Genomic DNA, 26,208 nt, shown 5'->3' on the forward strand with positions numbered 1-26,208 from the left:
TTGTGGGAAGGGTGGGCCCAGGCCGGGGTCCACCAACCCCGAGGGGGTGACCCATGACGTATGCGATCGAGGCGGAAGGCCTGGTCAAGCGGTTCAAGGAGACCGAGGCGCTGGCAGGGGTCGACCTGGGGGCCCGCAAGGGCTCGGTGCTGGGGCTGCTGGGGCCCAACGGCGCGGGGAAGACGACCGCGGTGCGGATCTTCGCGACGCTGCTCAGGCCCGACGCCGGCAGGGCCCACGTGGCAGGGCACGACGTGGTCCGCGAGGCCGGGGTCGTACGCGCCATGGTCGGGCTGACCGGGCAGTACGCGGCGGTGGACGAGAACCTGACCGGCACGGAGAACCTGCTGCTCATCGGCCGGCTGCTCGGTCTGCCGAGGAGGGAGGCCAGGGCGCGCGCGGCTGAGCTGCTGGAGCGCTTTCAGCTGACGGACGCGGCCGGACGGGCCGTGAAGACGTACTCGGGGGGCATGCGCAGGCGGCTGGACCTCGCGGCCAGTCTGGTGGGCAGACCCAGCATCCTCTTTCTCGACGAGCCGACGACCGGCCTGGACCCGCACAGCCGCGGTGAGCTGTGGGACCTGCTGCGGGGCCTGGTCGCGGACGGGGCGACGGCCCTGCTGACCACGCAGTATCTGAACGAGGCCGATGTGCTCGCCGACGACATCGTGGTGATCGACAAGGGCCGGGTGATCGCCGAGGGCACCCCGGACCAGCTGAAGTCCCAGGTCGGCGGGCAGGTGCTGGAGCTGAGGCCGGTGCTGGGGCAGGACCTCGCGCGGGCGCATCTGCTGGTGGCCGGGGCCGCCGGGCAGGAGGCCCGGATCGAGGGCGAGACGATCACCGCCCCGGTGAAGGACCCCGAGCTGATGCCGGCGGTCGTGCGGGCGCTCGACCGTGAGGGGATCGCGGTGGGCGAGCTCGCCCTGCGGCGTTCGTCGCTCGACGAGGTCTTCCTGGCGCTGACCGGGCATCGAGCCGAGCCGGGTTCGCCCGAGGGCAACGGTGGCGCGGCCGTCCGGGACGACGAGAGCGAGCTGCAGGAGGCGGTGAGCCGGTCATGACCGCCGCCACCACGACCATCACGGCACCGATCAGCAAGTCGGGCCGTGTGCGGCCGCTCGACGGGATGCGACAGACCTTCACGATGGCCTGGCGGAGCCTGGTCGCGGTGAAGCACAACCCGCTGGAGCTGGTCGACTACAGCATCACGCCCATCATGTTCGTGTTCCTCTTCACGTACGTGCTGGGCGGGCAGATGGCCGGGTCGCCCGAGGCGTATCTGAAGTACGCGCTGCCCGGGATCATCGTGCAGAACACCCTGTTCATGACGATGTACACGGCCATGGCGCTCAACACCGACCTCACCAAGGGCGTCTTCGACCGTCTGCGCAGCCTGCCGATAGCCCGCTCCGCCCCGCTCATCGGCCGGATCACCGCGGACCTCGCCAAGCACGTCTGGGCGTTGCTGCTGATGATCGGCCTCGGACTGCTGCTCGGCTTCCGGATCACCGGGGGACTGGACGGGTTCCTGCTCGGGACGTTGCTGGTGGTGGTGTTCGCGGCGGCGGTGTCCTGGAGCGCGGTGCTGATCGGGATGCTGGCGGGCGACGCGGAGAAGGTGCAGGCGTTCGCGTTCACGATCATCTTCCCGATCACCTTCACCAGCAGCGCGTTCGTCATGGTCGACACCATGCCGGGGTGGCTGCAGGCGTGGAGCGACGTCAATCCGGTGACGCATCTGTCGGACGCGTTCCGGGGGCTGCTGCTGGGCGGGCCGGTGGCCGAGCCGGTGGTGTGGTCGTTGGTGTGGGCTGCGGGGATCGCGCTGGTCTTCTATCCGTTGGCCATGCGGGCCTATCGGGCGAAGACCTGACGGGCGGTCATGGCTGGGCTTCGACAGTGGTCAACTCGCCTGTAGCTCCTGCGGCTTGCCCAGGGGGCCCTGGAAGGTGCGTGGCGCCGACTGACGGCAGCCGACTGGCACCGCTCGGTCCGGTTCCGCCATGCCACGGTGCTTGGACACGGCGCCGGCACGGTGGCGTGAGGCGGAGATCCACGCTGTCGACCTCGCGGTCGGCTACCGCCCCCGCGACTGGACGCGGACTTCGCTGAGCACGCTCTCGGCTTCCTGTCCGATCGTGGCCCGGTCGGCACGCGGCTGCTCCTGCGCGCCACCGACGTCGAGTTCACCCGCGCCCTGGGCACGGGCACGGGCACGACAGTCGAGCTCACGCGCGTCGGTGCGGAACACCAGCCGCACGCCCGACGGCATCAGGGTCACCCCGTAGACCGACGGGTTCTGATACTGCTCCTTGGTCCACGCGGGCGGTCGGCGCGGCATCACCCCCGTCGGCGTGATCCGCCTGCTCTGCCGGGCACTCGTACCGCGGTGGGAATTTCCGAATTCGGGCACGCAGAGGCCCTTTCGGACGCCGTTTCGGTCGTAGGCTGCCGCGCATGTGCGGAATCGTGGGATACGTGGGGTCGCAGTCGGCGCTTGAGATCGTGATGGCCGGGCTGAAGCGGCTGGAGTACCGGGGGTACGACTCGGCGGGCGTCGCCGTGCCGGCGGACGGGGGGCTGGCGGCGGCCAAGAAGGCCGGGAAGCTGGGGAACCTGGAGAAGGAGCTGGCCGAGCGGCCGTTGCCGACCGGGACCACCGGGATCGGGCACACGCGGTGGGCCACGCACGGGGGGCCAACCGATGCGAACGCGCATCCGCATCTCGACAACGCCGGACGGGTCGCCGTCGTGCACAACGGGATCATCGAGAACTTCGCCGCTCTGCGGGCCGAGTTGACGGAGCGGGGGCATGAACTCGGCTCCGAGACCGACACCGAGGTGGTCGCGCATCTGCTGGCCGAGGAGTTCTCCTCCTGTGCCGATCTCGCCGAGGCCATGCGGCTGGTGTGCCGGCGGCTGGAGGGGGCCTTCACCCTCGTCGCGGTGCACGCCGATGAGCCCGACGTGGTCGTCGGCGCGCGGCGGAACTCGCCGCTCGTGGTGGGCGTTGGGGAGGGTGAGGCCTTTCTCGCCTCGGACGTCGCCGCGTTCATCGCCCATACGCGGTCGGCGATCGAGCTGGGTCAGGACCAGGTCGTCGAAATGCGGCGGGACGGGGTGACCGTCACCGGGTTCGACGGGCGGCCGGCGGATGTGCGGCCGTATCACGTCGACTGGGACGCCTCGGCCGCGGAGAAGGGGGGCTATGACTACTTCATGCTCAAGGAGATCGCCGAGCAGCCCAAGGCGGTCGCCGACACGTTGCTGGGGCGCATCGACGCGGCCGGCTCGCTGACGCTGGACGAGGTGCGGATCAGCGCCTCCGAGCTGCGGGAGGTCGACAAGGTCGTCATCGTCGCCTGCGGCACGGCCTTCCACGCCGGGATGATCGCCAAGTACGCCATCGAGCACTGGACGCGGATCCCGTGCGAGGTGGAGCTGGCGAGCGAGTTCCGCTACCGGGATCCGATTCTGGACGCGCGCTCGCTGGTCATCGCCATCTCCCAGTCCGGCGAGACCATGGACACCCTCATGGCGCTGCGGCACGCCCGTGAGCAGGGCTCCAAGGTGCTGGCGATCTGCAACACCAACGGTTCGACGATCCCGCGCGAGTCGGACGCGGTGCTGTACACGCACGCCGGGCCGGAGGTGGCCGTCGCCTCGACCAAGGCGTTTCTGACGCAGCTGGTGGCGTGCTACTTGGTCGCCCTCTATCTGGGACAGGTGCGGGGCACCAAGTGGGGCGACGAGATCGGCGCCGTGATTCGCGACCTGTCGCAGATCTCCGGTGCGGTCGAGCGGGTGCTGGAGACCATGGAGCCGGTACGGGAACTGGCGCGGACGCTGGCCCACAAGGACACGGTGCTGTTCCTGGGCCGGCACGTGGGCTATCCGGTGGCGCTGGAGGGCGCGCTGAAGCTGAAGGAGCTCGCCTATATGCACGCCGAGGGCTTCGCGGCGGGTGAGCTGAAGCACGGGCCGATCGCGTTGATCGAGGACGATATGCCGGTGGTGGTGGTAGTTCCGTCGCCTCGGGGGCGCTCCGTGCTCCACGACAAGATCGTGTCCAACATCCAGGAGATCCGGGCGCGGGGTGCGCGGACCATCGTGATCGCGGAGGAGGGGGACGAGGCGGTCGTGCCGTACGCCGATCACCTGATCGGGATCCCGGTCACGCCGACCCTGCTGCAGCCGCTGGTCGCCACGGTGCCGCTGCAGGTGTTCGCGTGCGAGCTGGCGACGGCTCGTGGCAACGAGGTGGATCAGCCGCGGAATCTGGCGAAGTCGGTGACGGTGGAGTGAGCGAGTGAGCCGCGCTCAGGCCTGAGCGAAGGAAAAGGGCGAACGGCTGGATGCCGTTCGCCCTTTCTCGATCAGCCGGTCACGCGGTCAGATGGGCAGGCAGGTCGCCGGGACCCAGCCGCTCACGTCGCTGTTGTTGGGGCTGCCGTACCACCACTGGTCGCTCGTCTCGCCGCAGGCCGTGTAGCGGCCGCCGGTGTAGGGGTGGCGCTCGTCGAAGCAGACGCCTCCCGGCTTGCCCTTGCCCCAGACACCGAGGGCCGTGGCGCTCGTCTTGGGCAGGCTGCGGAGTTTGACGGATTCCTTGGGCTTGACGTTGACGAGCGAGCTGCTGCACTCCGGCGGCGCCGCCGCGGAGGCGGTGCCGCCGGTGGCGACGGCACCGGTGAGGGCCGTGCCTATGAGGGCCGCGGTGGTCAGCGCGGTGCCCAGAGACTTCAACTTCAAGGCTGTGTTCTCCCGTTTATGTGCGTAGCGCTCCGCGTTGAGACGTGGAGTGCTGGTCACTGGGGAGGTTACTGGGGGAGGCGAGTTGTGATGATCTTCGGGGTGCCTTGGCCGTCCACTGCGTCCGTCCTCCACACCGTCGCCTGAGGCAGGAACCGGTGCTCGGTCGCGTGCGCTGCCATGCGAGCGTTGCGGGCCTGCGCCTCCGGGCCGTCCGGCAAGTGGAATTCGCTGCCCGCCTGTGCGGAACGGGCCTGCATGCTCGTGGCGCCCGCCAGCCGTCGGCGGACGTAGCGGTCGAGGGCGTCGGGTACGTCGCTCGGCGTCGCGCCCGTGAGGACGTCGCCCAGTACCGCGGCGTCCAGGATCGCCTGGGCCGCCCCCTGGGCCTGGAACGGCACCATCGCGTGGGCGCTGTCGCCGAGGAGGGTCACCCGGCCGAGGTTCCAGTGCTTGAGCGGGGTTCGGGTGTGGATGCCGTAGCGGAAGACCTGGCCCGCGCGTTCGAGGATCGTGCGGACCCGGGGGTCCCAGCCCGCGAACACCTGCAGTTGTTCGCCGGGTTCCGCCTTCGCGGTCCACGACTCCTGTGCCGCCGCCTGCGTGCTGAACACGGCCACGACGTTGAGGAGTTCACCTCGGCGCACCCAGTAGTGGACGAAGTGCCGGTCCGGGCCCAGCCAGGCGGCCAGTTGGGGCAGGTCCAGGTCGGACACCTCGTCTGCCGGGAGCAGCGCCCGGTACGCGGCGGTTCCCGAGAACACCGCCCCGTCCTCGCCGAAGAGCCACTGGCGGGCCCCGGAGCGGATCCCGTCCGCCGCCACGACCAGGTCCGCGACCAGGCGTTCGCCGCTCGCCGTCGTCACGTGGGCGGACCTGTCGTCCTGGTCGATTCCGACGACCGTCGTGCTCAGGCGCACCGACTCGGGCGGTACCGCGCCGGCCAGGGCACCATGGAGGTCCGCTCGGTGGACCGTCAGGTAGGGCGCCCCGAACTCCTCCTCGGCCTCGCGGCCCAGCGCGTAGCGGCAGATCTCCGTCCCCTCCGACCAGGTGTGGAAGCTGACGTGGGCGGGATGGGCGGCCTGCGCGGCGACCGTGTCGAGCAGGCCCAGCCGGCGCAGCACCCGCGTGGCGTTGGGCGCGAGCTGGATTCCGGCGCCGACGTCGGTGAAGCGGGGTGTCTGCTCGACGAGCGTGACCTCGCAACCCGCCCGGCGCAGGCTCAGTGTCGCGGCCAGTCCGCCGATGCCCGCGCCCACGACGATCGCTCGCATGCCACGACCTCACTCTGCCGGATTGCCGGACTTGCCCGCCCCTGTGCGTCCTGACTGCCAACCTGGCCGAGCAGGAGAGCGTCGGTCAACCCGCGCGTTGCGGTAGCCGGCACTGTGCGGGGTGCCGGGGTGCGGGGTGCCGGGTGCCGTGGTGCGGGTGGCACCCTCGTGCCGGCTGCAGGCCGTCCGCGTACGACTCCCTGGCCGGGGCCGGTCGTCCTCATACGACGATCGCGCCGCAGCGCCGACCTCGTGAGGGGATCGCCGCCGGCCTGCGCTTTTCTCGGCCCTGCGTTCCCCGCCGGGCCCCGGTTCTCAGCCCTGCGTTCCCCGCCGGGCCCCGGTTCTCAGCCCTGCGTTCCCCGCCAGGCCTCGGCTCTCAGCCCCGTCCTCCTCTGCCAGGCCCCCGGCCCTCAACCCCCGTACATCCCACCACGCCCCGGCCCCTCACCCCCGTACATCCCGCCAGGCCCCCGGAATCCCCTCGGCCACGTCATGCGCCCCCACCGGCGCCCCGTCCGCCGCGAACCTCGCCGACAGGCCGTGGAGATATGCCGCGACGCTCGCGGCGTCCACCGACGTGAGGCCCGCCGCCAGGAGTGATCCCGCGAGTCCCGACAGCACGTCCCCGCTTCCGGCCGTGGCCAGCCAGCCGGTTCCCGTGGGGTTCACCCGGACCGGGCCCGCGCCCCCGGCGTCGGCCACCAACGTCGTCGACCCCTTCAACAGCACCGTCGCCGCATACCGCCCCGCCAACTCCCGTACCGAAGCCAGCCGAGCCCCCTCGACCTCCTCCCGTGCGACCCCGAGCAGCGCCGCCGCCTCTCCGGCGTGCGGGGTCATCAGGGTCGGTGCCGTGCGGGCACGTACCGCCTTTGGGTCGGCCAGCCGCAGGCCGTCCGCGTCGAGCAGGACCGGTACGTCCGTCGCCAGTACCTCCGCCACGGTCGCCGCGTCGTCGCCCGCCCCGGGGCCGGCCACCCACGCCTGCACGCGGCCCGCCTTCTTCGGGCCCCGGTCCGACACCAGTGTCTCGGGGAACCGGGCGATGACCGCGTCCCCGGCCGGGCCGACGTACCGTACGGCCCCCGCCCCGCCCCGCAACGCCCCCGCGACCGCGAGCACGGCGGCGCCGGGGTAGCGGGCCGAGCCGGCCGCGATGCCCACGACACCTCGCCGGTACTTGTCCGTCTCCGCCGCCGGGAGGGGCAACAGCCGTGCCACGTCCGTGTGTTGCAGGGCCTCCAGCTCCGCCGCGTCGGCCGGCAGCGCGAGGCCGATGTCCACCAGCCGCACCACACCGGCGTACTCCCGCGCCGGATCGATCAGCAGCCCCGGCTTGTGTGTGCCGAAGGTGACCGTCAGGTCGGCGCGCACCGCCGCGCCACGTACCTCGCCCGTGTCCGCGTCCACGCCGCTCGGCAGGTCCACGGCGACCACGGCGGCCCTCGATCGTGCGGCCGCCGCGGCCGGCGGTGCCGCCTCGGGACGGAGCCCGCCCTTGCCGCCGATGCCGACGATGCCGTCCACGACCAGGTGCGCGCGCTCGATCAACTCCTCGGCGGCATCGACCCCGACCGCTGTGCCGCCCGCCCGCTTGAGCGCCGAGAGGCCCCCGGCGTGCGCCCGTTCCGGCGACAGCAACACGGCCGTGACTCCCGCCCCGCGCCTGGCCAGCCGGGCCCCGGCGTACAGGGCGTCGCCGCCGTTGTCGCCGCTGCCGATCAGCAGGACGACCCGGCTGCCGTACACCCGGCCGAGCAGATCCGCGCAGGCGGCGGCGAGTCCGGCCGCCGCCCGCTGCATCAGCGCGCCGTCCGGGAGCCGTGCCATCAGCTCCCGTTCGGCCGCCCTTACCGTCTCCACGCTGTACGCAGTCCGCATGTGACCGAGTCTTCCGTACTCTCCCGTCCGCGCTCTTCCGTCCGCGCTCTTCCGTCCTCACTCTTTCGTCCGCGGCGAAGCTCGTCGCATCCGTTGACGCTTTGCCGTGCCTTTGCCGAACTCACCGGCCCCCACAGTGTGAATCGATTCAGTCGAAATGAGTTCGATGAGATCGGTTTCGATGAGAGGAAACCCCATGGGGCGCAGAGTTCCCCTCCTCGCCGCAGCCGGTGCCACCGCTCTCCTCAAGCTCCTAACCTGGACGGCGCGGCGCGGCAGCGGCACCATCAACGTCACCGGCAGCGGCTCCGGGGACCAGGCGCCCGTCTACTCGCGCGGCACCCGGGACGTCGAGGTCCAGCATCTGAACCTCACCGGCAGCCCGCTGTACGGCGTCTTCATGCGCAACGTCGAGAACGTGGTCCTCGGGCAGATCGACATGCGGCTGTCGGCCGGGCTGGGTGTGCGCATCGACAACCGCGGCAACACCAGCCAATGGACGCGCAACGTCCGCATCGACAACGTGTTCGTCTCCGGCGCCTCCAGCCACGCCGTGGAGACGTACGGCGTCGACGGCATCACCATCGGGACGGTGACCGCCCGCATTGTCGGTGAGTCCGGGCTGTTGGGAGAACACCGCGTTCCGCAACATCACACGGGTGCACACCGGCCAGTCCATCTGCTGACGCGGACCTCACGGGTGGCGAAGGCTCAGCCCTCCGCCACCACCACCGCGGACGCCACCCCGGCGTCATGGCTCAGCGACACATGCCAGGACCGCACGCCCAGTTCGGCCGCCCGGGCCGCCACCGTGCCCGTGACCCGCAGGCGCGGCCGGCCGCTGTCCTCGACGAAGACCTCCGCGTCGGTCCAGAGCAGGCCCGCCGGTGCGCCCAGGGCCTTCGCGAGGGCCTCCTTCGCCGCGAACCGGGCCGCGAGCGAGGCGACGCCCCGCCGTTCGCCGCTGGGCAGCAGCAACTCGCTCTCCAGGAACAGCCGTTCGGCCAGATTGGGGGTGCGCTCCAGCGCCGCCCCGAATCTGTCGATCTCGGCCACGTCGATTCCGACCCCGATGATGCTCATGCCGAGCACCCTATGGGTCATATGGGTCTTCGAAAGATGGTCCTCAAAAGAGTGACCCAGCCGCGCGGCATCCCCCGCACGGCGGGCCCTCACGCTTCTGTGACCCCATGATCAGCGGACGTATCGCATGTCGGAGCATCGCCGTGGTGCTCGCCGCCACCCTGCTGCCCATCGGCAGTGCCTCGGCCGACGACCCCGTGCCCCCGGCTTCCGGACCGCAGGGCGAACCAGTGCCCGCGCCTGCCGGACTCGTACCCCCGTCTGCCGGACCGTCGGGCGAACCCGCGCACCGGGATCCCCGACCCCAGGCCGACCCGGTGCCCCCGGTGTCCGGACCGCAGTCCGAACTCGTGCCCGGCGTCCCCCTGAACTCGCTCCAGCTCTGGCAGACCGACACGCCCGACCAGGCGCTGGCGCCCGAGGTGTACACGCCCAGCGCCGCCGAGGACGCCGTCGAGCCGCAGGACGCGGCGGACGGGACGTACGACCGCGTCGAGTACGTCCCTCGCGAGGACGCCGTCGAGGACGTGGAGTGCACCGAGCGGACGGGCCCGCAGCAGCGGCAGGTCGAGGAGTTTCTGAAGCTGGAGGTGGACGGGGAGCAGTCGGTCGCCGACTGCCGGGCCATCCGCGCGTTCCAGACCAAGCACAAGATCGAGCCCGCCAGCGGGTTCGCCGGGCCGGTGACATGGGCCACCATGCAGCTCATCTCGGCCCGGAAGAACCCGAACGCCGAGAAGAAGTGCCCGAAGCGCAAGTACCGGGTCGCCTGTGTCGATCTCGACCGTCAGCTGATGTGGGTGCAGGACGGCCGGAAGGTCGTCTTCGGGCCCGTCTCGATCCGCAGCGGACGGGAGGGATACGGGACGCGGACCGGGTGGCACGCGATCTACTGGCGGCACAAGAACCACGTCTCGTCGCTGTACCACAGCCCCATGCCCTACTCCCAGTTCTTCAACGGGGGCCAGGCCTTCCACGGCGTCTACGGCACCCTCTACACACCCATCGGTTCGAGGGGCTGCGTCAACATGACCCTGGACGACGCCCGGGCGCTGTGGGGGGTGCTGAGGAAGGGCGACCGGTTGTACGTGTGGGGGCACAGGCTGGAGGAGTAGCTCATGGATCCCGGCGCGGCGGCGTTGTCGGACCCCTCTGAGACACTGGGGGCGCCATGACAGAAACAGCAGCCCTGCGGACCGCCCCCCTGCGCGCCCGCGCCGAGATCGATCTGGCCGCCCTGCGGGCCAATGTGCGGACCTTGCGCGCCCTCGCGCCGGGTGCGGCCCTGATGTCCGTCGTGAAGTCGGACGCGTACGGCCACGGGGCGGTGCGGTGTGCCCGCGCCGCCGTCGAGGCGGGCGCCCAGTGGCTGGGCACGGCCACGCCCGAGGAGGCCCTCGTGCTGCGCGCCGCCGGGCTGGACGGCGTACGGATCATGTGCTGGCTGTGGACGCCGGGCGGGCCCTGGCGGGAGGCCATCGAGGCCGACCTCGACGTCTCCGTGAGCGGCATGTGGGCCCTGCGGGAGGTCACCGAGGCCGCGGGGCAGGCCGGCGCCGCCGCGCGCGTACAGCTCAAGGCCGACACCGGGCTCGGACGCAACGGCTGCCAGCCGGGTGAGGACTGGGCCGAGCTGGTCGGTGAAGCCCTGCGCGCGCAGGCCGCCGGGCTCATTCGTGTCACCGGGCTGTGGTCGCATTTCGCCTGCGCCGACGAGCCCGGCCATCCCTCCGTCGCCGCCCAGCTCGCCCGCTTCCGGGAGATGGTGGCGTACGCCGAGACACAGGGCGTGCGCCCCGAGGTGCGGCACATCGCCAACTCGCCCGCCACGCTCACCCTCCCGGACAGCCACTTCGACCTGGTGCGCACCGGGATCGCGACCTACGGCATCTCGCCCAGCCCCGAGCTCGGCAGCCCCGCCGACTTCGGGCTGCGGCCCGTGATGACGCTGTCGGCGTCCCTCGCCCTGGTCAAGCACGTGCCGGGGGGCCACGGCGTCAGCTACGGCCACAGCTACACCACCCCCGGCGAGACCACCCTCGGCCTCGTCCCCCTGGGCTACGCCGACGGCATCCCGCGGCATGCCTCCGGCGCCGGGCCCGTCCTGGTCGGCGGCAAGTGGCGGACGGTCGCGGGGCGGATCGCGATGGACCAGTTCGTCGTCGACCTCGGTGGGGACGAGCCCGAGCCGGGCGCGGAGGCCGTGCTGTTCGGGCCCGGCGACCGCGGCGAGCCCACCGCCGAGGACTGGGCGCAGGCCGCGGGCACCATCGCGTACGAAATCGTCACCCGGATCGGAACGCGCGTTCCGCGCGTCTACAGGGATGCGTCCCTGTGATGCGGGCTCGTGACGCGGCCAGGTGACGCGGCCGGGCGGCGCTGCCACGCGGTCTGTCTACGTGATGGTGGTCCTAGGAATGCGTGCGCGGGCATGCGTCCATAGGAGTGCGTCTATGTGAATCAGGAACGAGACGGGTAACCCGTAGCGGAACAGCGCAACAGAACACCGGCACCATCCACCACCGACGTCACACCGGCACCAGCCGACCACTGCATGACCCAGCGAAGAGGAGCGGTACGTGAGCGAGAGCAGCGCGGAGGCCGTCGCGGCCGTCGCCTCCGCCACGGGGGCGGCCGCGAACTGGCGCAGGGCGACCGGTTTCGCCGGTGCGGCGATAGGCGTGATCGCGGCGGGCGCCGCCGCCGGGGTCGCCATAGAGCGGATGACGGTGGGCCGGGGCATGCGGCAGAAGGCCCGCATCGCCCTGGACTCGGCGGGACCGTACGGCTCGCTGCGCGGCACGCCCGGCAAGGCGCAGGCCGACGACGGCACGGAGCTGTACTACGAGGTCGACGACATCGACCCCGAGGCCGCCCCCGCCCTCACCCCGCGCCGCCGACGGCTCTTCGGCCGCAAGGCTCCCGCCCCCGTCACCGTCGTCTTCAGCCACGGCTACTGCCTCAGCCAGGACTCCTGGCACTTCCAGCGCGCCGCGCTGCGGGGCGTCGTACGCACCGTGCACTGGGACCAGCGCAGCCACGGCCGGTCGGGGCGGGGCGTCGCCCAGACGCAGGAGGGCAAGCACGTCGACATCGAGCAGCTCGGGCGGGACCTGAAGGCCGTCATCGACGCGGCCGCACCCGAGGGGCCGCTGGTGCTGGTCGGTCACTCCATGGGCGGGATGACCGTGATGGCGCTGGCCGACCAGTACCCCGAACTGATCCGCGACCGCGTCGTCGCCACCGCCTTCGTCGGTACGTCCTCCGGGAAGCTCGGCGAGGTCAACTTCGGGCTGCCCGTCGCGGGAGTGAATGCCGTACGGCGGATCCTGCCGGGCGTGCTCAAGGCGCTGGGGCAGCGGGCCGAGCTGGTCGAGAAGGGGCGCCGGGCCACCGCGGACCTGTTCGCGGGGATCATCAAGCGGTACTCGTTCTCGTCCCGGGACGTCGACCCGGCCGTCGCGCGGTTCGCCGAGCGGATGATCGAGGGCACGCCGATCGACGTGGTCGCGGAGTTCTACCCGGCCTTCACCGACCACGACAAGGCCGAGGCGCTCGCCCTCTTCACGGACCTGCCGGTACTCGTCCTGGCCGGCGTCGGCGACCTCGTCACGCCCAGCGAGCACAGCGAGGCGATCGCCGACCTGCTGCCGGACGCCGAGCTGGTCCTGGTGCCGGACGCCGGGCACCTGGTGATGCTGGAGCACCCGGAAGTGGTCACCGACCGTCTGGCCGACCTGCTCACCCGCGCGGGTGCCGTGCCCGCAGGGGCTACCGTAAGTGGCTATGGAAGCACCAGCAGCACCGCACGACGCGGGTGACATCGAGCTCACCGTCACTTCTCCCGACCAGATGCGGGAACTGGGCCGCCGCCTGGCCAAGCTGCTGCGCGCGGGCGACCTCCTGATGCTCAGCGGGGAGCTCGGCGCGGGCAAGACGACGCTGGCCCGGGGGCTCGGCGAGGGCCTGGGCGTCAGAGGCGCGGTCACCTCCCCGACCTTCGTGATCGGCCGCGTGCACCCCTCCCTCGGCGACGGGCCGCCGCTCGTCCACGTCGACGCCTACCGGCTGTCCGGCGGCCTGGACGAGATGGAGGACCTCGACCTCGACGTCTCGCTGCCCGAGTCGGTGATCGTCGTGGAGTGGGGCGAGGGCAAGGTCGAGGAGCTGACCGAGGAACGCCTTCAGGTCGTGATCCACCGGGCCGTCGGCGACACCACCGACGAGGTGCGGCATGTGACCGTGACCGGGCTCGGGGAGCGCTGGGCGGCCGCGGACCTGAGCGTGCTGTCCGCCTGAGCGCTGGATGGGCCCGGGGATCCGGATGAACATTCCGACAAGACGTCGGCAAGATGTCGGCAAGATATTGCATTTGCGGTCTTGCGCGTGGTCACATGGTATCCAGTCCGTGGTTAGGTCTACCTAACTACGTCCCCTCCCGGCCCCAGGAGGCGTCCATGTCGGCTTCGGAGAACAAGGTCCAGCAGCGGCCGCACGTGGTTGCCGGGTTGTCCATGCGTGATCTGCTGGCGGCCGGTGCCGCCGCGAACCTGATCTCCACCCCGCCGCGGGTTCCCGAGCCGGCGGCGAACCGGCCGTCGGCTGAGCACGGGCATCGTGAGGAGCGCGGGCGCCACCAGGAGCACGGGCACCGCAGGGCCGCCTAGGGGATCACTGCCACCGCGCGGCCGATCGTCGCGAAGTCCCACATCGCGTTGCCGTCCTCGCGGGACTCGCGGATGCCGCCCGTCTTCAGCGCCGGGTCCGGCGCCTGCATCGAGCCGTCCACGGCCGCGCTGAAGCCGATGGTGATGTCCTCCACCTCGGTGAAGCGGACGACGTGCTCGACGGGGGTGCCGTCGGTGCCGGTGATCGCGTTGGAGCGGGACGTGACCGCGTAGACGCCCGGCGCCGGGTCGACCGATCCGGGGGTGACGCGGAACGTGCGCTTGACCGAGTCACCCTCGCCGACCAGCCACACCCGGTCGTCGTCCACCGAGTACACGACCCGCACACCCGTACCGGACCCGGCGGGCAGCGCGGCGGGGTCCTTCCGGTCGCGGGGCGTCTTGGAGGCACCCACGTCGGGTGAGTTGTTCGCGTGCGGCCTGCCCAGGCCGGCCGGGACGCTCGCCGAGGCCTGGTACGCGAGGAAGCCGACGGACGCGAGGGCGGCCACGGTGAGCCCCGCCACGAATCCGGAGCTGCTGCTTGCCACCGTCGCCCACCTCGGTTGTTCGGTCGTAGGTCGCGCTTTCGCTCGACCGTAGCAGTCGGGAAGCGCCCGACCGGGGCGGCGCTTCCTGAGCGCCCAGCGCCGTAGGCTGTTTGCGTGCTCTTGCTCGCTCTGGATACCGCCACCCCCGCCGTCACCGTCGCGTTGCACGACGGTACGGACGTCATCGCCTCGTCGAGCCAGGTGGACGCGCGCCGGCACGGCGAGTTGCTGCTGCCGGCCGTCGACCGGGTCCTCGCCGAGGCCGACGTGAAACTCGACGCCGTCACCGGCATCGTCGTAGGCATCGGCCCCGGCCCCTACACCGGACTGCGCGTCGGACTGATGACCGCCGACACGTTCGGACTTGTCCTCGGCGTCCCCGTGCACGGCGTGTGCACGCTGGACGGCCTCGCCTACGCCGCCGACATCGAGAAGGGCCCGTTCGTCGTCGCGACCGACGCCCGGCGCAAGGAGGTCTACTGGGCGCGCTACGCCGACTCGCGGACCCGCCTGACCGACCCGGCGGTCGACCGGCCCGCCGACATCGCCGACCAGGTCGCCGGACTGCCCGCCGTCGGCGCGGGCGCGCTGCTGTACCCCGACACCTTCCCCGGCGTCCACGAGCCCGAGCACGTCTCGGCTGCGGCGCTCGCGGCACTGGCCGCCGAGAGACTGGCCGCGGGCGAGGAACTGCCCGCACCCCGGCCGCTGTACCTGCGCCGGCCCGACGCCCAGGTCCCCAAGAACTACAAGGTGGTCACCCCCAAGTGACCGAACCCGTGACCCCTTCCGCCGCTCCGTCCGGTCCCACGCTGCGTGAGATGCGCTGGTGGGACATCGACCGCGTGCTGGAGCTGGAGAAGGACCTCTTCCCCGAGGACGCCTGGTCCCGGGGCATGTTCTGGTCCGAGCTGGCCCATGCGCGCGGGCCCGAGGCGACGCGGCGCTATGTCGTCGCCGAGGAGGGCGAGCGGCTCGTGGGATACGCCGGCCTCGCCGCCTCCGGAGACCTCGCCGACATCCAGACCATCGCCGTCGCCCGTGCCCACTGGGGGACCGGGCTCGGCGGCCGTCTCCTCACCGAACTGCTGAACGCGGCGACCGACTTCGACGCCGCCGAAGTGATGCTGGAGTGCCGCGTGGACAACGTCCGCGCGCAGAAGCTCTACGAGCGCTACGGCTTCGAGGCGATCGGCTTCCGGCGCGGCTACTACCAGCCGGGGAACGTCGACGCGCTGGTGATGCGCCTGACCACAGCGCCCGACAGCGGCTCCGCCGCGGGCGAAAACTCCGTACAAGGAACCGAGATCAATGGCTGACTCGCGGGACGAACCCCTCGTCCTCGGCATCGAGACCTCCTGTGACGAGACCGGCGTCGGCATCGTCCGCGGCACGACCCTGCTCGCCGACGCCGTCGCCTCCAGCGTCGACGAGCACGCCCGCTTCGGCGGCGTCGTGCCGGAAGTGGCCTCCCGGGCGCACCTGGAGGCGATGGTCCCGACCATCGAGCGCGCGCTGAAGGAGGCGGGGGTGAGCGCGAGGGACCTGGACGGCATCGCGGTGACCGCCGGCCCCGGGCTCGCGGGCGCGCTCCTGGTCGGCGTATCGGCGGCGAAGGCGTACGCCTACGCGCTGGGCAAGCCGCTCTACGGCGTCAACCACCTCGCCTCCCACATCTGCGTGGACCAGCTGGAGCACGGCGCGCTGCCGGAGCCGACGATGGCGCTGCTGGTGTCCGGCGGGCACAGCTCTCTGCTGCTGTCCTCGGACATCACCTCCGACGTCCGCCCGATGGGCGCGACCATCGACGACGCCGCGGGCGAGGCCTTCGACAAGATCGCCCGGGTGCTGAACCTCGGCTTCCCCGGGGGCCCGGTCATCGACCGCTACGCCCGCGAGGGCGACCCGAACGCGATCGCGTTCCCGCGCGGCCTGACCGGCCCGCGCGACCCGGCGTACGACTTCTCCTTCTCCGGCCTCAAGACGGCGGTCGCCCGCTGGATCGAGGCCAAGCGGGCGGCGGGCGAGGAGGTGCCGGTGCGCGATGTCTCGGCCTCCTTCCAGGAGGCGGTCGTCGACGTGCTGACCCGCAAGGCCGTCCGCGCCTGCAAGGACGAGGGCGTCGACCACCTGATGATCGGCGGCGGCGTGGCCGCCAACTCCCGCCTGCGCGCCCTGGCCCAGGAGCGCTGCGAGGCCGCCGGCATCCGGCTGCGGGTGCCCCGGCCGAAGCTCTGCACGGACAACGGGGCGATGGTGGCGGCGCTGGGCGCGGAGATGGTGGCGCGGGGCCGGCCGGCGTCCAGCTGGGACCTGTCGGCGGACTCCTCGCTGCCGGTGACGGATCCACATGTTCCCGGCCACCACCATGACCACGTGCACGAGGTCAGCAAGGAGAACCTGTACTCGTGACGGTCGCGTTGATGTGGGAGGCCCGGGCCGTCCCCGGCCGGGGGGAGGAGCTGCTGGCTTGGGCGCATGCGCAGGAGCTTTCGGGGAAGCCCCTGCGACGCGAGGCCTTCCGGGCGCCGCAGGACCGGGTTCTCGTGATCACCTGGTGGGATGCGCCGTACGATGCGGAACTGCCCGAACTGCCGGAGCCAGCGGGCGATTTGGTGAACCGGGCGGTGCATCGGTGGCGGTTCGAGTCGATGGGTACGGCCTGAGCCGACACCATCCGCTCGGCCGGTCAGCCTGCTTGACGCTGTGCAGGCCCTCCTGGTGCTCGGACGGTTCGCACCCCTGAGCTACCAAGAGGCCCTGCTGTCATGCGCGGGTCCGTGCCTGATCAGCAGCCGTTTCCGGCATGACGGGGCGGATAGTCGTCGGCCGTGTTGTCCACACAAACACTGGCGACCTCCACCTGCGAGGCGCCACCGATGTCCGTGAGCTGGAAGTAGTACTCCGACGAGTTCGTGCTGGTGTCGGGCAGGTCGCTCCATTCCCCTTGGCTTCGCAGCCCTGCGTCGACATCAAAGCACGCCGTGAATGTCTTCTTGTCGTAGCCCTTGTCCGGTGCGTTGTTGACGTCCATCCGCATCTGTACCGTCACGCTATTGGCGTCGTCGCAGACGATGAAGATGACCTCGGAATACGAGGAGTCCTCCCAACGTCGGGACTGGAACCCCTCGATCGCCCCGGCGATGTGGCTCTTCCAGAGATAGTCGCCGGTGTTGATGGGGTACGCATTGGCCGATGGAGCGGACGCCAACCCCAGGAATACCGCCCCTGAGCAGACGGCAGCTATGTATCTCTTGCGACTAAACATCAAGAACCCCCACCTTGGTGTCGTCTCCACTCGCATGGCGATGGTCTTGGGGCGAGTGGATCAGTCGAGTAGATCACCGGACTGTACATGCCAACAGGCGTACAGGCAACGGAGATTGGCGGTTCGACTCCGATGCCGGATCCGTTGCGCGTGCGCCGGCGCCCGGTAGGCGCAAGGCGGGCTTCTGAATCGGTGTCAATAAGCATGCGGCTACGGGCGACTGTACGCGCAGGCGGCTTCCGTTCCGCTTCCGGGCCGGATCAGAAAGCCCTAGCCGATACCGGAAATGATGGTGTACCGTCAGCTCGCTCTGTGTGGCTCAACGACGCCCCGACCAGGCGCGTCGATTCACTTACAGGTAGGGGGAAGGGTTTTGCGTGCAATCCGTCGGAAGACCATTGCGGCAGCTCTGTTGGGCGCCGTGGCGCTGGGCTGGGTCAACGCTTCAAGCGCGAGCGCGTACCCGATCTACATTCGGGACTACTTGTGGGACAGCTACATCTTCCAGCAGACCGAGGGATTCGAATCCCGTAGATGGGAAGACGGCAGCTACTCGGAGATCCTGTTCAACCAGTGCGGGGGCGGAAGTGCGGTAACCATCCAGATGCGGATGGACGTCAACAACGCGCCGGACAAGGGCTACGACAATAAGACGTTCACCGCGTGTTACGGCACGCTGGGGCAGTGGAGCCAGGGCGAATGGAGCGATCTCCCCAGCACCACTAACAATTCTTCTGAGTACTACTTCCAGATCAATGACATTCGCGGGGACGACGAGTTCAGTGCCGGGAAAGTTCTGGTCGACGACACTGCGGCCGACTAGAAGTTCAGCTATCGCCTGTGTCGCGACGCCATTGATGCGTCGCGACACAGGTCGTTAGACATTGGATATGACGCCTCTATGAAATTCAAAACGCGACTGCGGTCGTCGTTCGCCGTGAAGTCGTCACCTTTCCTGCTGGGGCTGGTTCTCTTCTACTATCTGGGAGACGCCGGGCCCCCTCCTCAGAACTACGGCCATGCCCCGACCGTAGTGTCCTTCCCGCTCTTCTACCTGTGCGCTTTCGCCTATGCCGCCGCGTCCGCACTGGCGGCCTGGGAGTCCGGGTCGATCCGGAAGTTCGGCGTATGGCATTGGGCGCCGCAGCGATCGCGATACCGAATCGCGGCCGAGTCCCTCATGCCGGTCGTCCTTGTTTCGTGGTCGATGCTGGTTCTTCCTGTCTCGCTGGCGCTTGTCGAGACCTCCACTCTTCCCACGCTCGCAAGCCTTGGGCCGCTCTTCGAGGCCATGGTTCTCTGCGTGGCGCACGCGGTCATCGGATTCGCTGTCGGCCTCTACCTGCCACGATCGGTCTCCGCACCCGTCCTCGCGGTCACGACGTGGATCGTGATCGCATTCACCATTTCGTTGGATCCGCCGTGGCTGCGTCAGATTTCGGGACTCTGTTTCGAGTACCTGATGTTCGGCGAGGCACTGACCTTTTCCGCATTGTGGCCACCCATACTCCTGGCGGGGGGCGTCGCGCTGGCCGTGGCGGTGCTGTGGATGAAGAATCGGTTCGTGGCCATTCCGGTAGCCCTCGCGATTCTGCTGACCGGGGTAGTTGTCTCGTACAACGAAGTCAAAGATCGTGGGTACTTTCCGCCGATGGCCACGGGCGTGACGGAGTTGTCGTGTGCGCAGAGCCCCGGCGGAACTGAAGTGTGCATGCCGAAGGTGACCGCCTCCGCGCTGCCGCGGGTGGCGCGCACATCGCAGTCGGTACTCGCCGACCTGCGGAGTGCCGGCGTGGAGCGAAGCCCCCGGCTGATCACCGATTCACTGGCGGATGGACGCTACCTGCGCCCGTCGACCGACCGTGTCTGGCGTATCCCGCTGACCAGGGCGGCCGCACAGAACGGTGAGCGCTTCCAGATCGTCATCGCGGCGGTCGGCTTCACCTGCGCACGGCCGGATCCCGTCCTTCGCAGGGCGGTCCTGGAATGGGTCGCCGGTGTGACCCACACCGAGCGTGAGTGGCAGCAGGCGAAGGCGCGCGTGGAGCAGGAACGTAGTAGCGCCGACGCCGCCGCGACGTCGATGGTGCAGGGCGTGCACCGGAAGACGAAGGCGCAGCAGGCCAAGTGGTTCGAGGAGTCCGTTCACGCATCATGCCGTCGGGATGGATGAGCATGTGGTGGTGGATGAAGGCACGGAGAACACACAGTGTGGTTCTTTCGGGCCTGGCTATTTCCCTCCTGCTGTCCCTGACGATCGGCAGCGAAGAAGTCGAACTGCCTTCGCTCGTCTCAGGGATGCAGCAGGCGGTTCTGACGATGTTCGTCCCCATTCCCCTGGTCGCGGCACTCATGGTGTCACTGGAGTCGCGCTTGCCGGGCATCGAGGCCAGCAGCGTGCGACGCGTCGGCGGGTGGGATGCGCTCTTGGTGAGTGCCACCGTGGGGTTCTGGTTCGCGCTCGCCGCAGTGAGCGGGTCCGGGGTAGTAGCTGCTTCTGCCCGTAACGCCGCCTTCCTTGCCGGGTTGATGCTTCTGGCGCGTCCCTGGGTGGGCGAGGCCGCGGTGATGGTCCCGGTTGCCTGGACGATGGTTGTGGTTGCCTTCAACCGTCGTCCGGCACCGGATCCGGAGCCATGGACAATTCTGCCCGAGCCTGCATCCGCGCCCCATGCAGCACTGGCGGCGGCTGTTCTCTTCGGGATCGGGATCAGTTCCGTTATGTTCATCAGCAAGGATAAGTCATGACTCTTGAACTGACCGAGTGCACATATTCCTATCGCCGTTGGCGGCCTGCAGTTCTTCAGGACCTGTCTTACTCCCTCCCGTCCGGGCTGACCATCCTTCTCGGCCCCAACGGGGCTGGCAAGACAACCATGTTGAAGCTCGCGGCGGGTGTTGTTCAGCCCAACAACGGGGAAGTGAAGCTCGATAGCCTCACATCTCGCGACCGTCGGTTTCGGCAACATGTTGCGTGGATGCCGCAATCTGTGGTGGCCATGCCCTCCCTCTCGTCACGAGAGTATGTCGCCTATGTCGGCTGGCTCAAAGGAATGTCCCGCCAAGCGGCATGGGAGAAGGCGGCCCAGGCCCTCACTCGCGTGGAGATGCTTGAACACGAGGACGTGAAGACCAGCCGACTTTCGGGTGGCCAGCTTCGGAGGGTCGGAGTCGCGGCGGCTCTGGTTCACGAGGCGGAGATCCTTTTGCTCGATGAACCAACCGCGGGAATGGATCCACGACAGCGCCGGGTGTTTCGTGATGTCCTCAAGGAGCTGAGCGGAGAAGTCGGCATCCTCATGTCAACTCATGATGTGGCCGACCTCGCCGAGGAATCGGACCACGTCGCGGTGATGCAGGCGGGCCGACTCGCATTCGCGGGTTCCACGGCCGATTTCCTCGCCCATGCTCCGGCGGAAGTTGCGCCCGGCCGGATGGCGGAGGCTGCGTACACGGCGCTGAGCGAGTCGTACGCTCTGTGACCTGGGGCGAGGGAGCGAGCAGAGAGGGTCCGTCAGCAAGCTGACGGACCCTCATGCGCAGGCGAAAGGTGATCTGCAAGCGCTCAGTCGGCTGCGCCGGCGCTCACTGCCGCGGTCAGCAAATGTCGTCGCATGCGGTGGTGTCCACCGCCACCGTTGTCACGTCCACCGAAGAGGCACCCCCGATGTCCGTGAGCTGGAAGTAGTATTCCGAAGAATTGTCGCTGGTGTTGGGGAGGTTGTACCACTCGCCCTGGCTCCAGTCGGGCTTGTAGCAGGCAGTGAACGTCTTCTTGTCGTACCCCTTGTCCGGGGCGTTGTTGACGTCCATCCGCATTTGCACGGTGACGCTGGAGCCGCCGACGCACTTGCCGAACAGCACCTCGCTGTACTCGCTGTCCTCCCAGCGGCGAGACTGGAATCCTTCGGATCCGTTGTTTATGTGGCTCTGCCATGTGTAGTCGTAGAGCTTGATCGGATAGGCCTGCGCAGAGGGCGCAAATGCCAGGCCCAGAAGAGATGCGCCGACGCAAGCTGCCCCGATGTGCCGCTTACGAATAGACATTCAGTCCTCACCGTCGTCAAGTCGTTGGTTGCTTCTGCGATGAACTGATCCGGAAAGCCGCGCGAGCCTGCCCCATGTGCTGTGCACATGGGGCAGGCGTGAAGTCGCTGTCAGGAATCGTCCTTGAGGGTGTCCTGGTCGACGTCGGCCACATCCAGTGTGCCGCTCGACCCACCGTCGATCTTCTTGATCGCGAAGTAGTAGTTGCCCTGAGGGAGGTTGTTCCATTCGCCGCGACTCGTGCCGCCGTTGAAGCAGGCCGTAAACGTCTTCTGGTCGTAGCCCGGGTCAGGGGCGGAGCTCACGTCGCGGCTGAGCTTTACGTCTACACTCGCGTCTCGCGGTGTGTTGCAGCCTGTGAACAGCACCTCGGAGTAGGACCCGTCCCACCATCTCCGGGATTCGAACCCGACGGATGCGTCGGTGATGCTGCTCGACCAGTTCGCCCAGGCCGTCGGTGCCAGAAGTATCGTGGCTGCAACGGCCCCCGCTGCTGCAGTTGCGCCACGATGCAACTTGTTGATGGATCGCATTGATTTCCCCCTCTTACGAACCGCTTCTTTGCTGAATCCGGCCTACAGCTCTCTAGGGTTGAGGTGTACATGCCTTTAAAAACCGTACACCGATGGAGAGATGTGAGTCCAGTGTTCGAGGGGAATTCGCGCGCACGGTGTATCCACTGCCGTCGGCCATACCGATAACCGCGGCACCGGGCCGAAGTCGTCGGCCGGAATTCACATCCGGAATCTATATTCCGTCACCGACAACGCCAGGCCGTCCGACCCGCGACACCTTTGTCTCGCACCGCAGCAGTCGGTCGGGCCCCAGCGCCCGCTCCGGCCCTGTCAACCGAACCCGTGCCACATGCCGTACCTCCGCACTGGAGATCCCCAACCGCAGCTCCAGGACACCCGGTTCGACCACCCGTCGGCCCGAGCGGTCCGTGAAGGAGGACAGGTCGGTGTGGAAGCGGAAGGTCACGCGGCTGGACTCGCCCGGTGTCAGTTCCACCCGCTGGTACCCGATCAGCCGCACATCCGGCCGGGTCACCGACGCCACCGGGTCGTGCAGGTACAGCTGGACCACCTCGGCACCCTCACGGTCGCCCGTGTTGCGGACCGTGACCGACACGTCGTACGAGCCGTCCGTGCCGATCTCGGTGAGGGTCTCGCCGCCGGTGCAGTCCGTCCACTCGAACGTCGTGTACGAGCGGCCATGCCCGAACGGGTACAGCGGCGTCGGATCCAGGTTGCTGACCTCCCCCGCCAACCCCAGGGGCGGCTGGAGGTACGTCCACGGCTGGCCCCCGGGCTCCCGCGGCACGCTCACCGGCAGCCGCCCCGACGGGTTCACGCGGCCCGACAGCACTCCCGCCACCGCCGGGCCGCCCTCCTCCCCGGGGAAGAACGCCTGGACGACCGCCGCGAGGCGCCCCTGCCAGCGGCCCAGTGCGTACGGGCGGCCGGTGAGGAGGACCAGGACGACTGGGACGCCGGTCGCGACCAGGGCGTCCAGCAGGTCGGCCTGTACGCCGGGCAGCCGTAGGTCCGTCGCGTCGCAGCCCTCGCCCGACGTGCCCCGCCCGAACAGCCCGGCCCGGTCGCCCAGGACCGCCAGGCACACGTCCGCCTCCGACGCCCGCGCCACCGCCTCCTCGAAGCCCGCCGGGTCCGGGTCGAGGACCCCGCAGCCCTCCGCGAACGTCACCTTGGCGTCGGGGAGTTCGGTGCGCAGCGCCTCCAGGACCGTCGGGATCTCGATGCCCATCGCCACCTCGGGGTGGTGCGTGAGGACGTGGGAAGGGAAGGAGTAGCAGCCCAGCATCGCGAGCGCGTCCGCCGCGCGCGGGCCGACGACCGCGATCCGGGCGTCCGGGGGGAGGGGCAGTGTCCCGTCCGGGTTGTCCAGCAGGACCACCGACTTCTCCGCCAGCCGGCGGGCGACGGAACGGTTCGCGGGGGAGTCCAGGTCGAGGTGCGCCGACCGCGGCTCCGGGGTCCAGTCCTCGTCGAGGAGGCCCAGCTCGCACTTCTGGAGCAGGACCCGGCGTGCCGCCCGGTCCACCAGTTCCTCCGGGATCTCGCCCGCCCGGACCGCCTCCACCAGCGGTTCCCCATAGCACTTCAGGGTCGGCAGCTCCACGTCGATACCGGCGGCCAGCGCCGCGTGCGCCGCCTGGGCCGGGCTGCCCGCCACACGGTGCAGCGTCTGCAGGAAGCCGATGCCGAAGTAGTCGGCCACGACCGTTCCGGTGAACCCCCACTGCTCCCGCAGGAGTTCGGTCAGCAGGGCCGGGTCCGCCGACGCCGGCACCCCGTCCGTCTCGTTGTACGCCGCCATCACCGAGCGCGCCCCGCCCTCGCGCAGCGCCATCTCGAACGGGGGGAGGGTGACGTCCGCGAACTCCCGCACGCCCGCCCGTACCGGTGCCAGGTTGCGCGCGCCCGCCGAGGACGCGTACCCGGCGAAGTGCTTCAGTGTCGCGATGACCCCGGCCGACTCCAGACCCCGGACGTAGGCCGCGCCGATCGTGCCGGTCAGGTACGGGTCCTCGCCGATGGTCTCCTCGACCCGGCCCCAGCGCGGATCGCGTACCACGTCCAGGACGGGCGCCAGCCCCTGGTGGACGCCGGCCGCGCGCAGGTCGCCGCCGATGCGCCGGGCCATCTCCTCGACGAGCGGCGGGTCGAAGGCGGCCCCCCAGGCCAGCGGTACCGGATAGGCCGTGGCCTGCCAGGCCGTGAAGCCCGCCAGGCACTCCTCGTGGGCCACGGCGGGGATTCCGAAGCGGCCCGCGTCGGCGATCCGACGCTGGGCGCGGGCCAGTGCCTGCGCGCCCAGCGCCGGGTCCACGGGGGCGGTGCCGAAGGAGCGGGTGAGCTGGCCGAGGCCGTGGGTGATCAGCTCAGCGAAGTCGTCGGCGGAGGCGACGGTCATGTCGTGCTGGTGCGGGGCGACTCCGTCGCCGTCCGAGGCGGCGCCCACCCACACGCCGTACAGCTGGGCGGTCTTCTCCTGCAGGGTCATCCGGGAGAGGAGGTCGTCGACGCGGGCGGCGGCGGGCAGGGCGGGGTCGCGCCAGGGGGCGGTGGTCATGAAACTCCTGTCGGGGCGATGGCCCACTCGCGAATGTTTCGTTGTTCACCTCGAATGTTCCGGGAACTTAGGTGCGGTGAGAAGGGTTCGTCAAGAGGCCGCGCAGGGATACGATCGCCGCCATGACTGCCCGTGAGCCCGCTGAAACCCGGACACCGCCGGGTGAAACCCGGAAGACACAGTCGGAAAGCCGGTCGACACCGTCGGAAACCCGGACGACCACGACCACGGCGTCGACGACCGCCCGGTCCACCCGGACCGCGACGCTCGCCGAGATCGCCCGCGAGGCCGGCGTCTCCGCGCCGACTGTTTCGAAGGTCCTCAACGGACGGGCCGACGTCGCCCCGGCCACCCGCACCCGTGTCGAGGAACTGCTGCGCGCCCACGGCTACCGGCGCCGGCGCGCCGAGGCCAGCCGCTCGCCCCTGATCGACCTGGTCTTCCACGAGCTGGAGAGCGCCTGGGCGATGGAGGTCATCCGGGGCGTGGAGAACGTCGCCCGGGACGCCGGGCTGAGTGTCGTGCTGAGCGAGAGCGCCGGTCGGCTGACGCCCGGCCGGACCTGGGCCGACCAGGTCGCCGCCCGCCGCCCGCACGGCGTGGTCCTCGTGCTGTCCGGCCTCGACGAGTCCCAGCGTGCCCTGCTCACCAGCCGGTCGATCCCGTTCGTGGTGATGGACCCGGCGGGCGACCCGGGCGCCGACGTGCCGTCCATCGGGGCGACCAACTGGCAGGGCGGCCTCGCCGCCACCCGGCACCTGGTCGAGCTGGGGCACCGCAGGATCGGCGCGATCACCGGGCCGTCCCGGATGATGTGCAGCCGCGCCCGCATCGACGGCTACCGCGCCGCCCTGGAGACGGCCGGGCTCCCGGTCGAGCAGGACCTGATCCGGCCCGGCGACTTCCACCACGAGACCGGCTACCGGCGGGGCCTGGAACTGCTGCGCCGCCCGGACCGGCCGACCGCCGTCTTCGCCGGCAACGACCTCCAGGCGCTCGGGCTGTACGAGGCCGCGCGCGAGCTGGGGCTGCGGATCCCGGAGGACCTGAGCGTCGTCGGCTTCGACGATCTGCCGGTCACCCGCCTGGTGGGGCCGCCGCTGACGACCGTGCGGCAGCCGCTGACGGAGATGGCGGAGGCGGCGGCCAAGCTGGTCCTCGACCTCGCGCGGGAGGAGGGGACGCCGACGGCGACGCGGGTGGAGCTGGCGACGAGTCTGGTGGTGCGCAGCAGTACGGGGGAGCCTCCGGCGGTTTAGCGGGAGAGGCCTGGTGCCGTGTGGCGGAGGCCTGTTGCCGTGCGGCGGGCGAGGCGTGGTGCCGTGGGGCGGGCGAGGCGTGTTGCGGTATTGGCGGGCGTTGCGCCGCGTCGGACACTGCACCGAAGCCAGTCGGATATTCAACCGAAACTTTCGGATGCCACCCGCATGAGATCTCTGAGAAGAGGCTTATCCTCGGCTGACCCCCGGCAACGCCATGAAGTGGGGCTCCGTCGAGCCGACCCGCGGCTCTTTCGACCGGGCGGAGGCCTCTGGTGCGACGGCCTCGGCGCCGACCGATCGACGGGGTCGGGCTCCAGG

The 26,208-nt window shown here is 70.0% G+C and carries 27 protein-coding genes and 1 pseudogene; 18 read left to right on the forward strand and 10 right to left on the reverse strand.

Annotation, left to right across the window (positions count from 1 at the left end; genetic code table 11):
- The first annotated feature begins 53 nt into the window (after positions 1-53).
- Both EJ357_RS27910 and EJ357_RS27915 read left to right on the forward strand, forming a co-directional pair.
- Positions 54-1,064 (forward strand): ATP-binding cassette domain-containing protein, encoded by a 1,011-nt coding sequence (locus EJ357_RS27910; RefSeq protein ID WP_126394287.1) that lies wholly within the window; start codon positions 54-56, stop codon positions 1,062-1,064.
- The gene (locus EJ357_RS27915) at positions 1,061-1,876 is read left to right on the forward strand and encodes an ABC transporter permease (RefSeq protein ID WP_126394288.1); all 816 of its coding nucleotides are present in this window, start codon (positions 1,061-1,063) and stop codon (positions 1,874-1,876) included. Before EJ357_RS27910 ends, EJ357_RS27915 begins: the two co-directional genes overlap by 4 nt.
- A gap of 204 nt (positions 1,877-2,080) precedes the next feature.
- Here the strand turns inward: EJ357_RS27915 and EJ357_RS49545 are convergent, their stop codons facing one another.
- Complete coding sequence (locus EJ357_RS49545) at positions 2,081-2,416, reverse strand: hypothetical protein (RefSeq protein WP_228472622.1); 336 nt, start codon at positions 2,414-2,416, stop codon at positions 2,081-2,083.
- Positions 2,417-2,460: 44 nt separating this feature from the next.
- Here EJ357_RS49545 and glmS point away from each other — a divergent pair, with 44 nt between their 5' ends.
- The gene (gene glmS / locus EJ357_RS27930; protein ID WP_126394289.1) at positions 2,461-4,308 is read left to right on the forward strand and encodes a glutamine--fructose-6-phosphate transaminase (isomerizing); all 1,848 of its coding nucleotides are present in this window, start codon (positions 2,461-2,463) and stop codon (positions 4,306-4,308) included.
- 87 nt (positions 4,309-4,395) lie between these two features.
- Here glmS and EJ357_RS27935 read toward each other — a convergent pair whose 3' ends face one another.
- From EJ357_RS27935 to EJ357_RS27945, 3 genes are all read right to left on the reverse strand, one after another.
- Positions 4,396-4,755 (reverse strand): SH3 domain-containing protein, encoded by a 360-nt coding sequence (locus tag EJ357_RS27935; RefSeq protein WP_126394290.1) that lies wholly within the window; start codon positions 4,753-4,755, stop codon positions 4,396-4,398.
- 68 nt (positions 4,756-4,823) lie between these two features.
- Positions 4,824-6,032: an FAD-dependent monooxygenase gene (locus EJ357_RS27940; RefSeq protein ID WP_126394291.1), complete on the reverse strand. Its 1,209-nt coding sequence runs from the start codon at positions 6,030-6,032 to the stop codon at positions 4,824-4,826.
- A 447-nt stretch (positions 6,033-6,479) separates the two neighbouring features.
- Positions 6,480-7,916, reverse strand: coding sequence for an NAD(P)H-hydrate dehydratase (locus EJ357_RS27945; RefSeq protein WP_126394292.1), 1,437 nt, complete (start codon positions 7,914-7,916; stop codon positions 6,480-6,482).
- Between the two features lie 277 nt (positions 7,917-8,193).
- Between EJ357_RS27945 and EJ357_RS49550 the strand changes: the two are divergent.
- Positions 8,194-8,544 (forward strand): annotated as a pseudogene (locus tag EJ357_RS49550) (hypothetical protein); the annotation flags it as partial.
- Between the two features lie 83 nt (positions 8,545-8,627).
- Here the strand turns inward: EJ357_RS49550 and EJ357_RS27955 are convergent.
- Entirely contained in the window at positions 8,628-8,999 is a 372-nt protein-coding gene (locus EJ357_RS27955; protein WP_126394293.1) for a holo-ACP synthase, read from the reverse strand.
- A 107-nt stretch (positions 9,000-9,106) separates the two neighbouring features.
- On the opposite strand from EJ357_RS27955, the gene EJ357_RS27960 reads away from it, so the two are divergent.
- The 5 genes from EJ357_RS27960 to EJ357_RS27980 all read left to right on the forward strand — a co-directional run bounded on the left by EJ357_RS27960 (position 9,107) and on the right by EJ357_RS27980 (position 13,666).
- Positions 9,107-10,114 (forward strand): L,D-transpeptidase family protein, encoded by a 1,008-nt coding sequence (locus EJ357_RS27960; protein ID WP_126394294.1) that lies wholly within the window; start codon positions 9,107-9,109, stop codon positions 10,112-10,114.
- A 56-nt stretch (positions 10,115-10,170) separates the two neighbouring features.
- Entirely contained in the window at positions 10,171-11,337 is a 1,167-nt protein-coding gene (gene alr / locus EJ357_RS27965; RefSeq protein ID WP_126394295.1) for an alanine racemase, read from the forward strand.
- Between the two features lie 241 nt (positions 11,338-11,578).
- The gene (locus EJ357_RS27970) at positions 11,579-12,820 is read left to right on the forward strand and encodes an alpha/beta fold hydrolase (RefSeq protein ID WP_126394296.1); all 1,242 of its coding nucleotides are present in this window, start codon (positions 11,579-11,581) and stop codon (positions 12,818-12,820) included.
- Positions 12,786-13,298: a tRNA (adenosine(37)-N6)-threonylcarbamoyltransferase complex ATPase subunit type 1 TsaE gene (tsaE, locus tag EJ357_RS27975; RefSeq protein WP_126394297.1), complete on the forward strand. Its 513-nt coding sequence runs from the start codon at positions 12,786-12,788 to the stop codon at positions 13,296-13,298. The genes EJ357_RS27970 and tsaE overlap by 35 nt, the downstream gene beginning before the upstream one ends.
- 158 nt (positions 13,299-13,456) lie before the next feature.
- Positions 13,457-13,666 (forward strand): hypothetical protein, encoded by a 210-nt coding sequence (locus tag EJ357_RS27980; protein WP_126394298.1) that lies wholly within the window; start codon positions 13,457-13,459, stop codon positions 13,664-13,666.
- On the opposite strand, the gene EJ357_RS27985 is transcribed toward EJ357_RS27980, so the two are convergent.
- On the reverse strand, positions 13,663-14,217 hold the full coding sequence (locus EJ357_RS27985; protein ID WP_126394299.1) for a hypothetical protein: 555 nt from the start codon (positions 14,215-14,217) through the stop codon (positions 13,663-13,665). The two genes, EJ357_RS27980 and EJ357_RS27985, sit on opposite strands and share 4 nt — an antisense overlap.
- Positions 14,218-14,331: 114 nt before the next feature.
- Here EJ357_RS27985 and tsaB point away from each other — a divergent pair, with 114 nt between their 5' ends.
- The 4 genes from tsaB to EJ357_RS28005 are packed head-to-tail and all read left to right on the forward strand — an operon-like array spanning position 14,332 to position 16,883.
- A complete protein-coding gene (gene tsaB / locus EJ357_RS27990; protein WP_126394300.1) occupies positions 14,332-14,988 on the forward strand; it encodes a tRNA (adenosine(37)-N6)-threonylcarbamoyltransferase complex dimerization subunit type 1 TsaB in 657 nt (218 codons plus the stop codon).
- A 50-nt stretch (positions 14,989-15,038) separates the two neighbouring features.
- Complete coding sequence (rimI, locus tag EJ357_RS27995; RefSeq protein ID WP_126400109.1) at positions 15,039-15,536, forward strand: ribosomal protein S18-alanine N-acetyltransferase; 498 nt, start codon at positions 15,039-15,041, stop codon at positions 15,534-15,536.
- Positions 15,529-16,629 carry a tRNA (adenosine(37)-N6)-threonylcarbamoyltransferase complex transferase subunit TsaD gene (gene tsaD / locus EJ357_RS28000; RefSeq protein WP_126394301.1) on the forward strand — a complete coding sequence of 367 codons (1,101 nt, stop codon included), beginning with the start codon at positions 15,529-15,531 and terminating at the stop codon, positions 16,627-16,629. The genes rimI and tsaD overlap by 8 nt, the downstream gene beginning before the upstream one ends.
- Entirely contained in the window at positions 16,626-16,883 is a 258-nt protein-coding gene (locus EJ357_RS28005; protein WP_126394302.1) for a hypothetical protein, read from the forward strand. Before tsaD ends, EJ357_RS28005 begins: the two co-directional genes overlap by 4 nt.
- A 122-nt stretch (positions 16,884-17,005) precedes the next feature.
- Here EJ357_RS28005 and EJ357_RS28010 read toward each other — a convergent pair whose 3' ends face one another.
- Positions 17,006-17,485: a hypothetical protein gene (locus EJ357_RS28010; RefSeq protein WP_126394303.1), complete on the reverse strand. Its 480-nt coding sequence runs from the start codon at positions 17,483-17,485 to the stop codon at positions 17,006-17,008.
- Between the two features lie 421 nt (positions 17,486-17,906).
- Here EJ357_RS28010 and EJ357_RS28015 point away from each other — a divergent pair, with 421 nt between their 5' ends.
- From EJ357_RS28015 to EJ357_RS28030, 4 genes are all read left to right on the forward strand, one after another.
- Positions 17,907-18,308 carry a hypothetical protein gene (locus tag EJ357_RS28015; RefSeq protein WP_126394304.1) on the forward strand — a complete coding sequence of 134 codons (402 nt, stop codon included), beginning with the start codon at positions 17,907-17,909 and terminating at the stop codon, positions 18,306-18,308.
- 78 nt (positions 18,309-18,386) lie between these two features.
- Entirely contained in the window at positions 18,387-19,658 is a 1,272-nt protein-coding gene (locus EJ357_RS28020) for a hypothetical protein (protein ID WP_126394305.1), read from the forward strand.
- The gene (locus tag EJ357_RS28025; protein WP_126394306.1) at positions 19,655-20,233 is read left to right on the forward strand and encodes a hypothetical protein; all 579 of its coding nucleotides are present in this window, start codon (positions 19,655-19,657) and stop codon (positions 20,231-20,233) included. Before EJ357_RS28020 ends, EJ357_RS28025 begins: the two co-directional genes overlap by 4 nt.
- On the forward strand, positions 20,230-20,967 hold the full coding sequence (locus tag EJ357_RS28030) for an ABC transporter ATP-binding protein (RefSeq protein ID WP_126394307.1): 738 nt from the start codon (positions 20,230-20,232) through the stop codon (positions 20,965-20,967). The genes EJ357_RS28025 and EJ357_RS28030 overlap by 4 nt, the downstream gene beginning before the upstream one ends.
- A 115-nt stretch (positions 20,968-21,082) precedes the next feature.
- Here EJ357_RS28030 and EJ357_RS28035 read toward each other — a convergent pair whose 3' ends face one another.
- The 3 genes from EJ357_RS28035 to EJ357_RS28045 form a co-directional block, all read right to left on the reverse strand.
- Positions 21,083-21,532, reverse strand: a complete 450-nt coding sequence (locus EJ357_RS28035; RefSeq protein WP_126394308.1) for a hypothetical protein — start codon at positions 21,530-21,532, stop codon at positions 21,083-21,085.
- Positions 21,533-21,642: 110 nt separating this feature from the next.
- Positions 21,643-21,837, reverse strand: coding sequence for a hypothetical protein (locus tag EJ357_RS28040; RefSeq protein WP_126394309.1), 195 nt, complete (start codon positions 21,835-21,837; stop codon positions 21,643-21,645).
- Between the two features lie 442 nt (positions 21,838-22,279).
- Complete coding sequence (locus tag EJ357_RS28045; protein WP_126394310.1) at positions 22,280-24,628, reverse strand: beta-xylosidase/alpha-l-arabinosidase; 2,349 nt, start codon at positions 24,626-24,628, stop codon at positions 22,280-22,282.
- Between the two features lie 122 nt (positions 24,629-24,750).
- Between EJ357_RS28045 and EJ357_RS28050 the strand changes: the two genes are divergently transcribed.
- The gene (locus EJ357_RS28050) at positions 24,751-25,887 is read left to right on the forward strand and encodes a LacI family DNA-binding transcriptional regulator (RefSeq protein WP_228472623.1); all 1,137 of its coding nucleotides are present in this window, start codon (positions 24,751-24,753) and stop codon (positions 25,885-25,887) included.
- The last annotated feature ends 321 nt before the right edge of the window (positions 25,888-26,208 follow it).

It is taken from the genome of Streptomyces cyaneochromogenes (genome assembly GCF_003963535.1).
GTDB classification, from domain to species: domain Bacteria; phylum Actinomycetota; class Actinomycetes; order Streptomycetales; family Streptomycetaceae; genus Streptomyces; species Streptomyces shaanxiensis.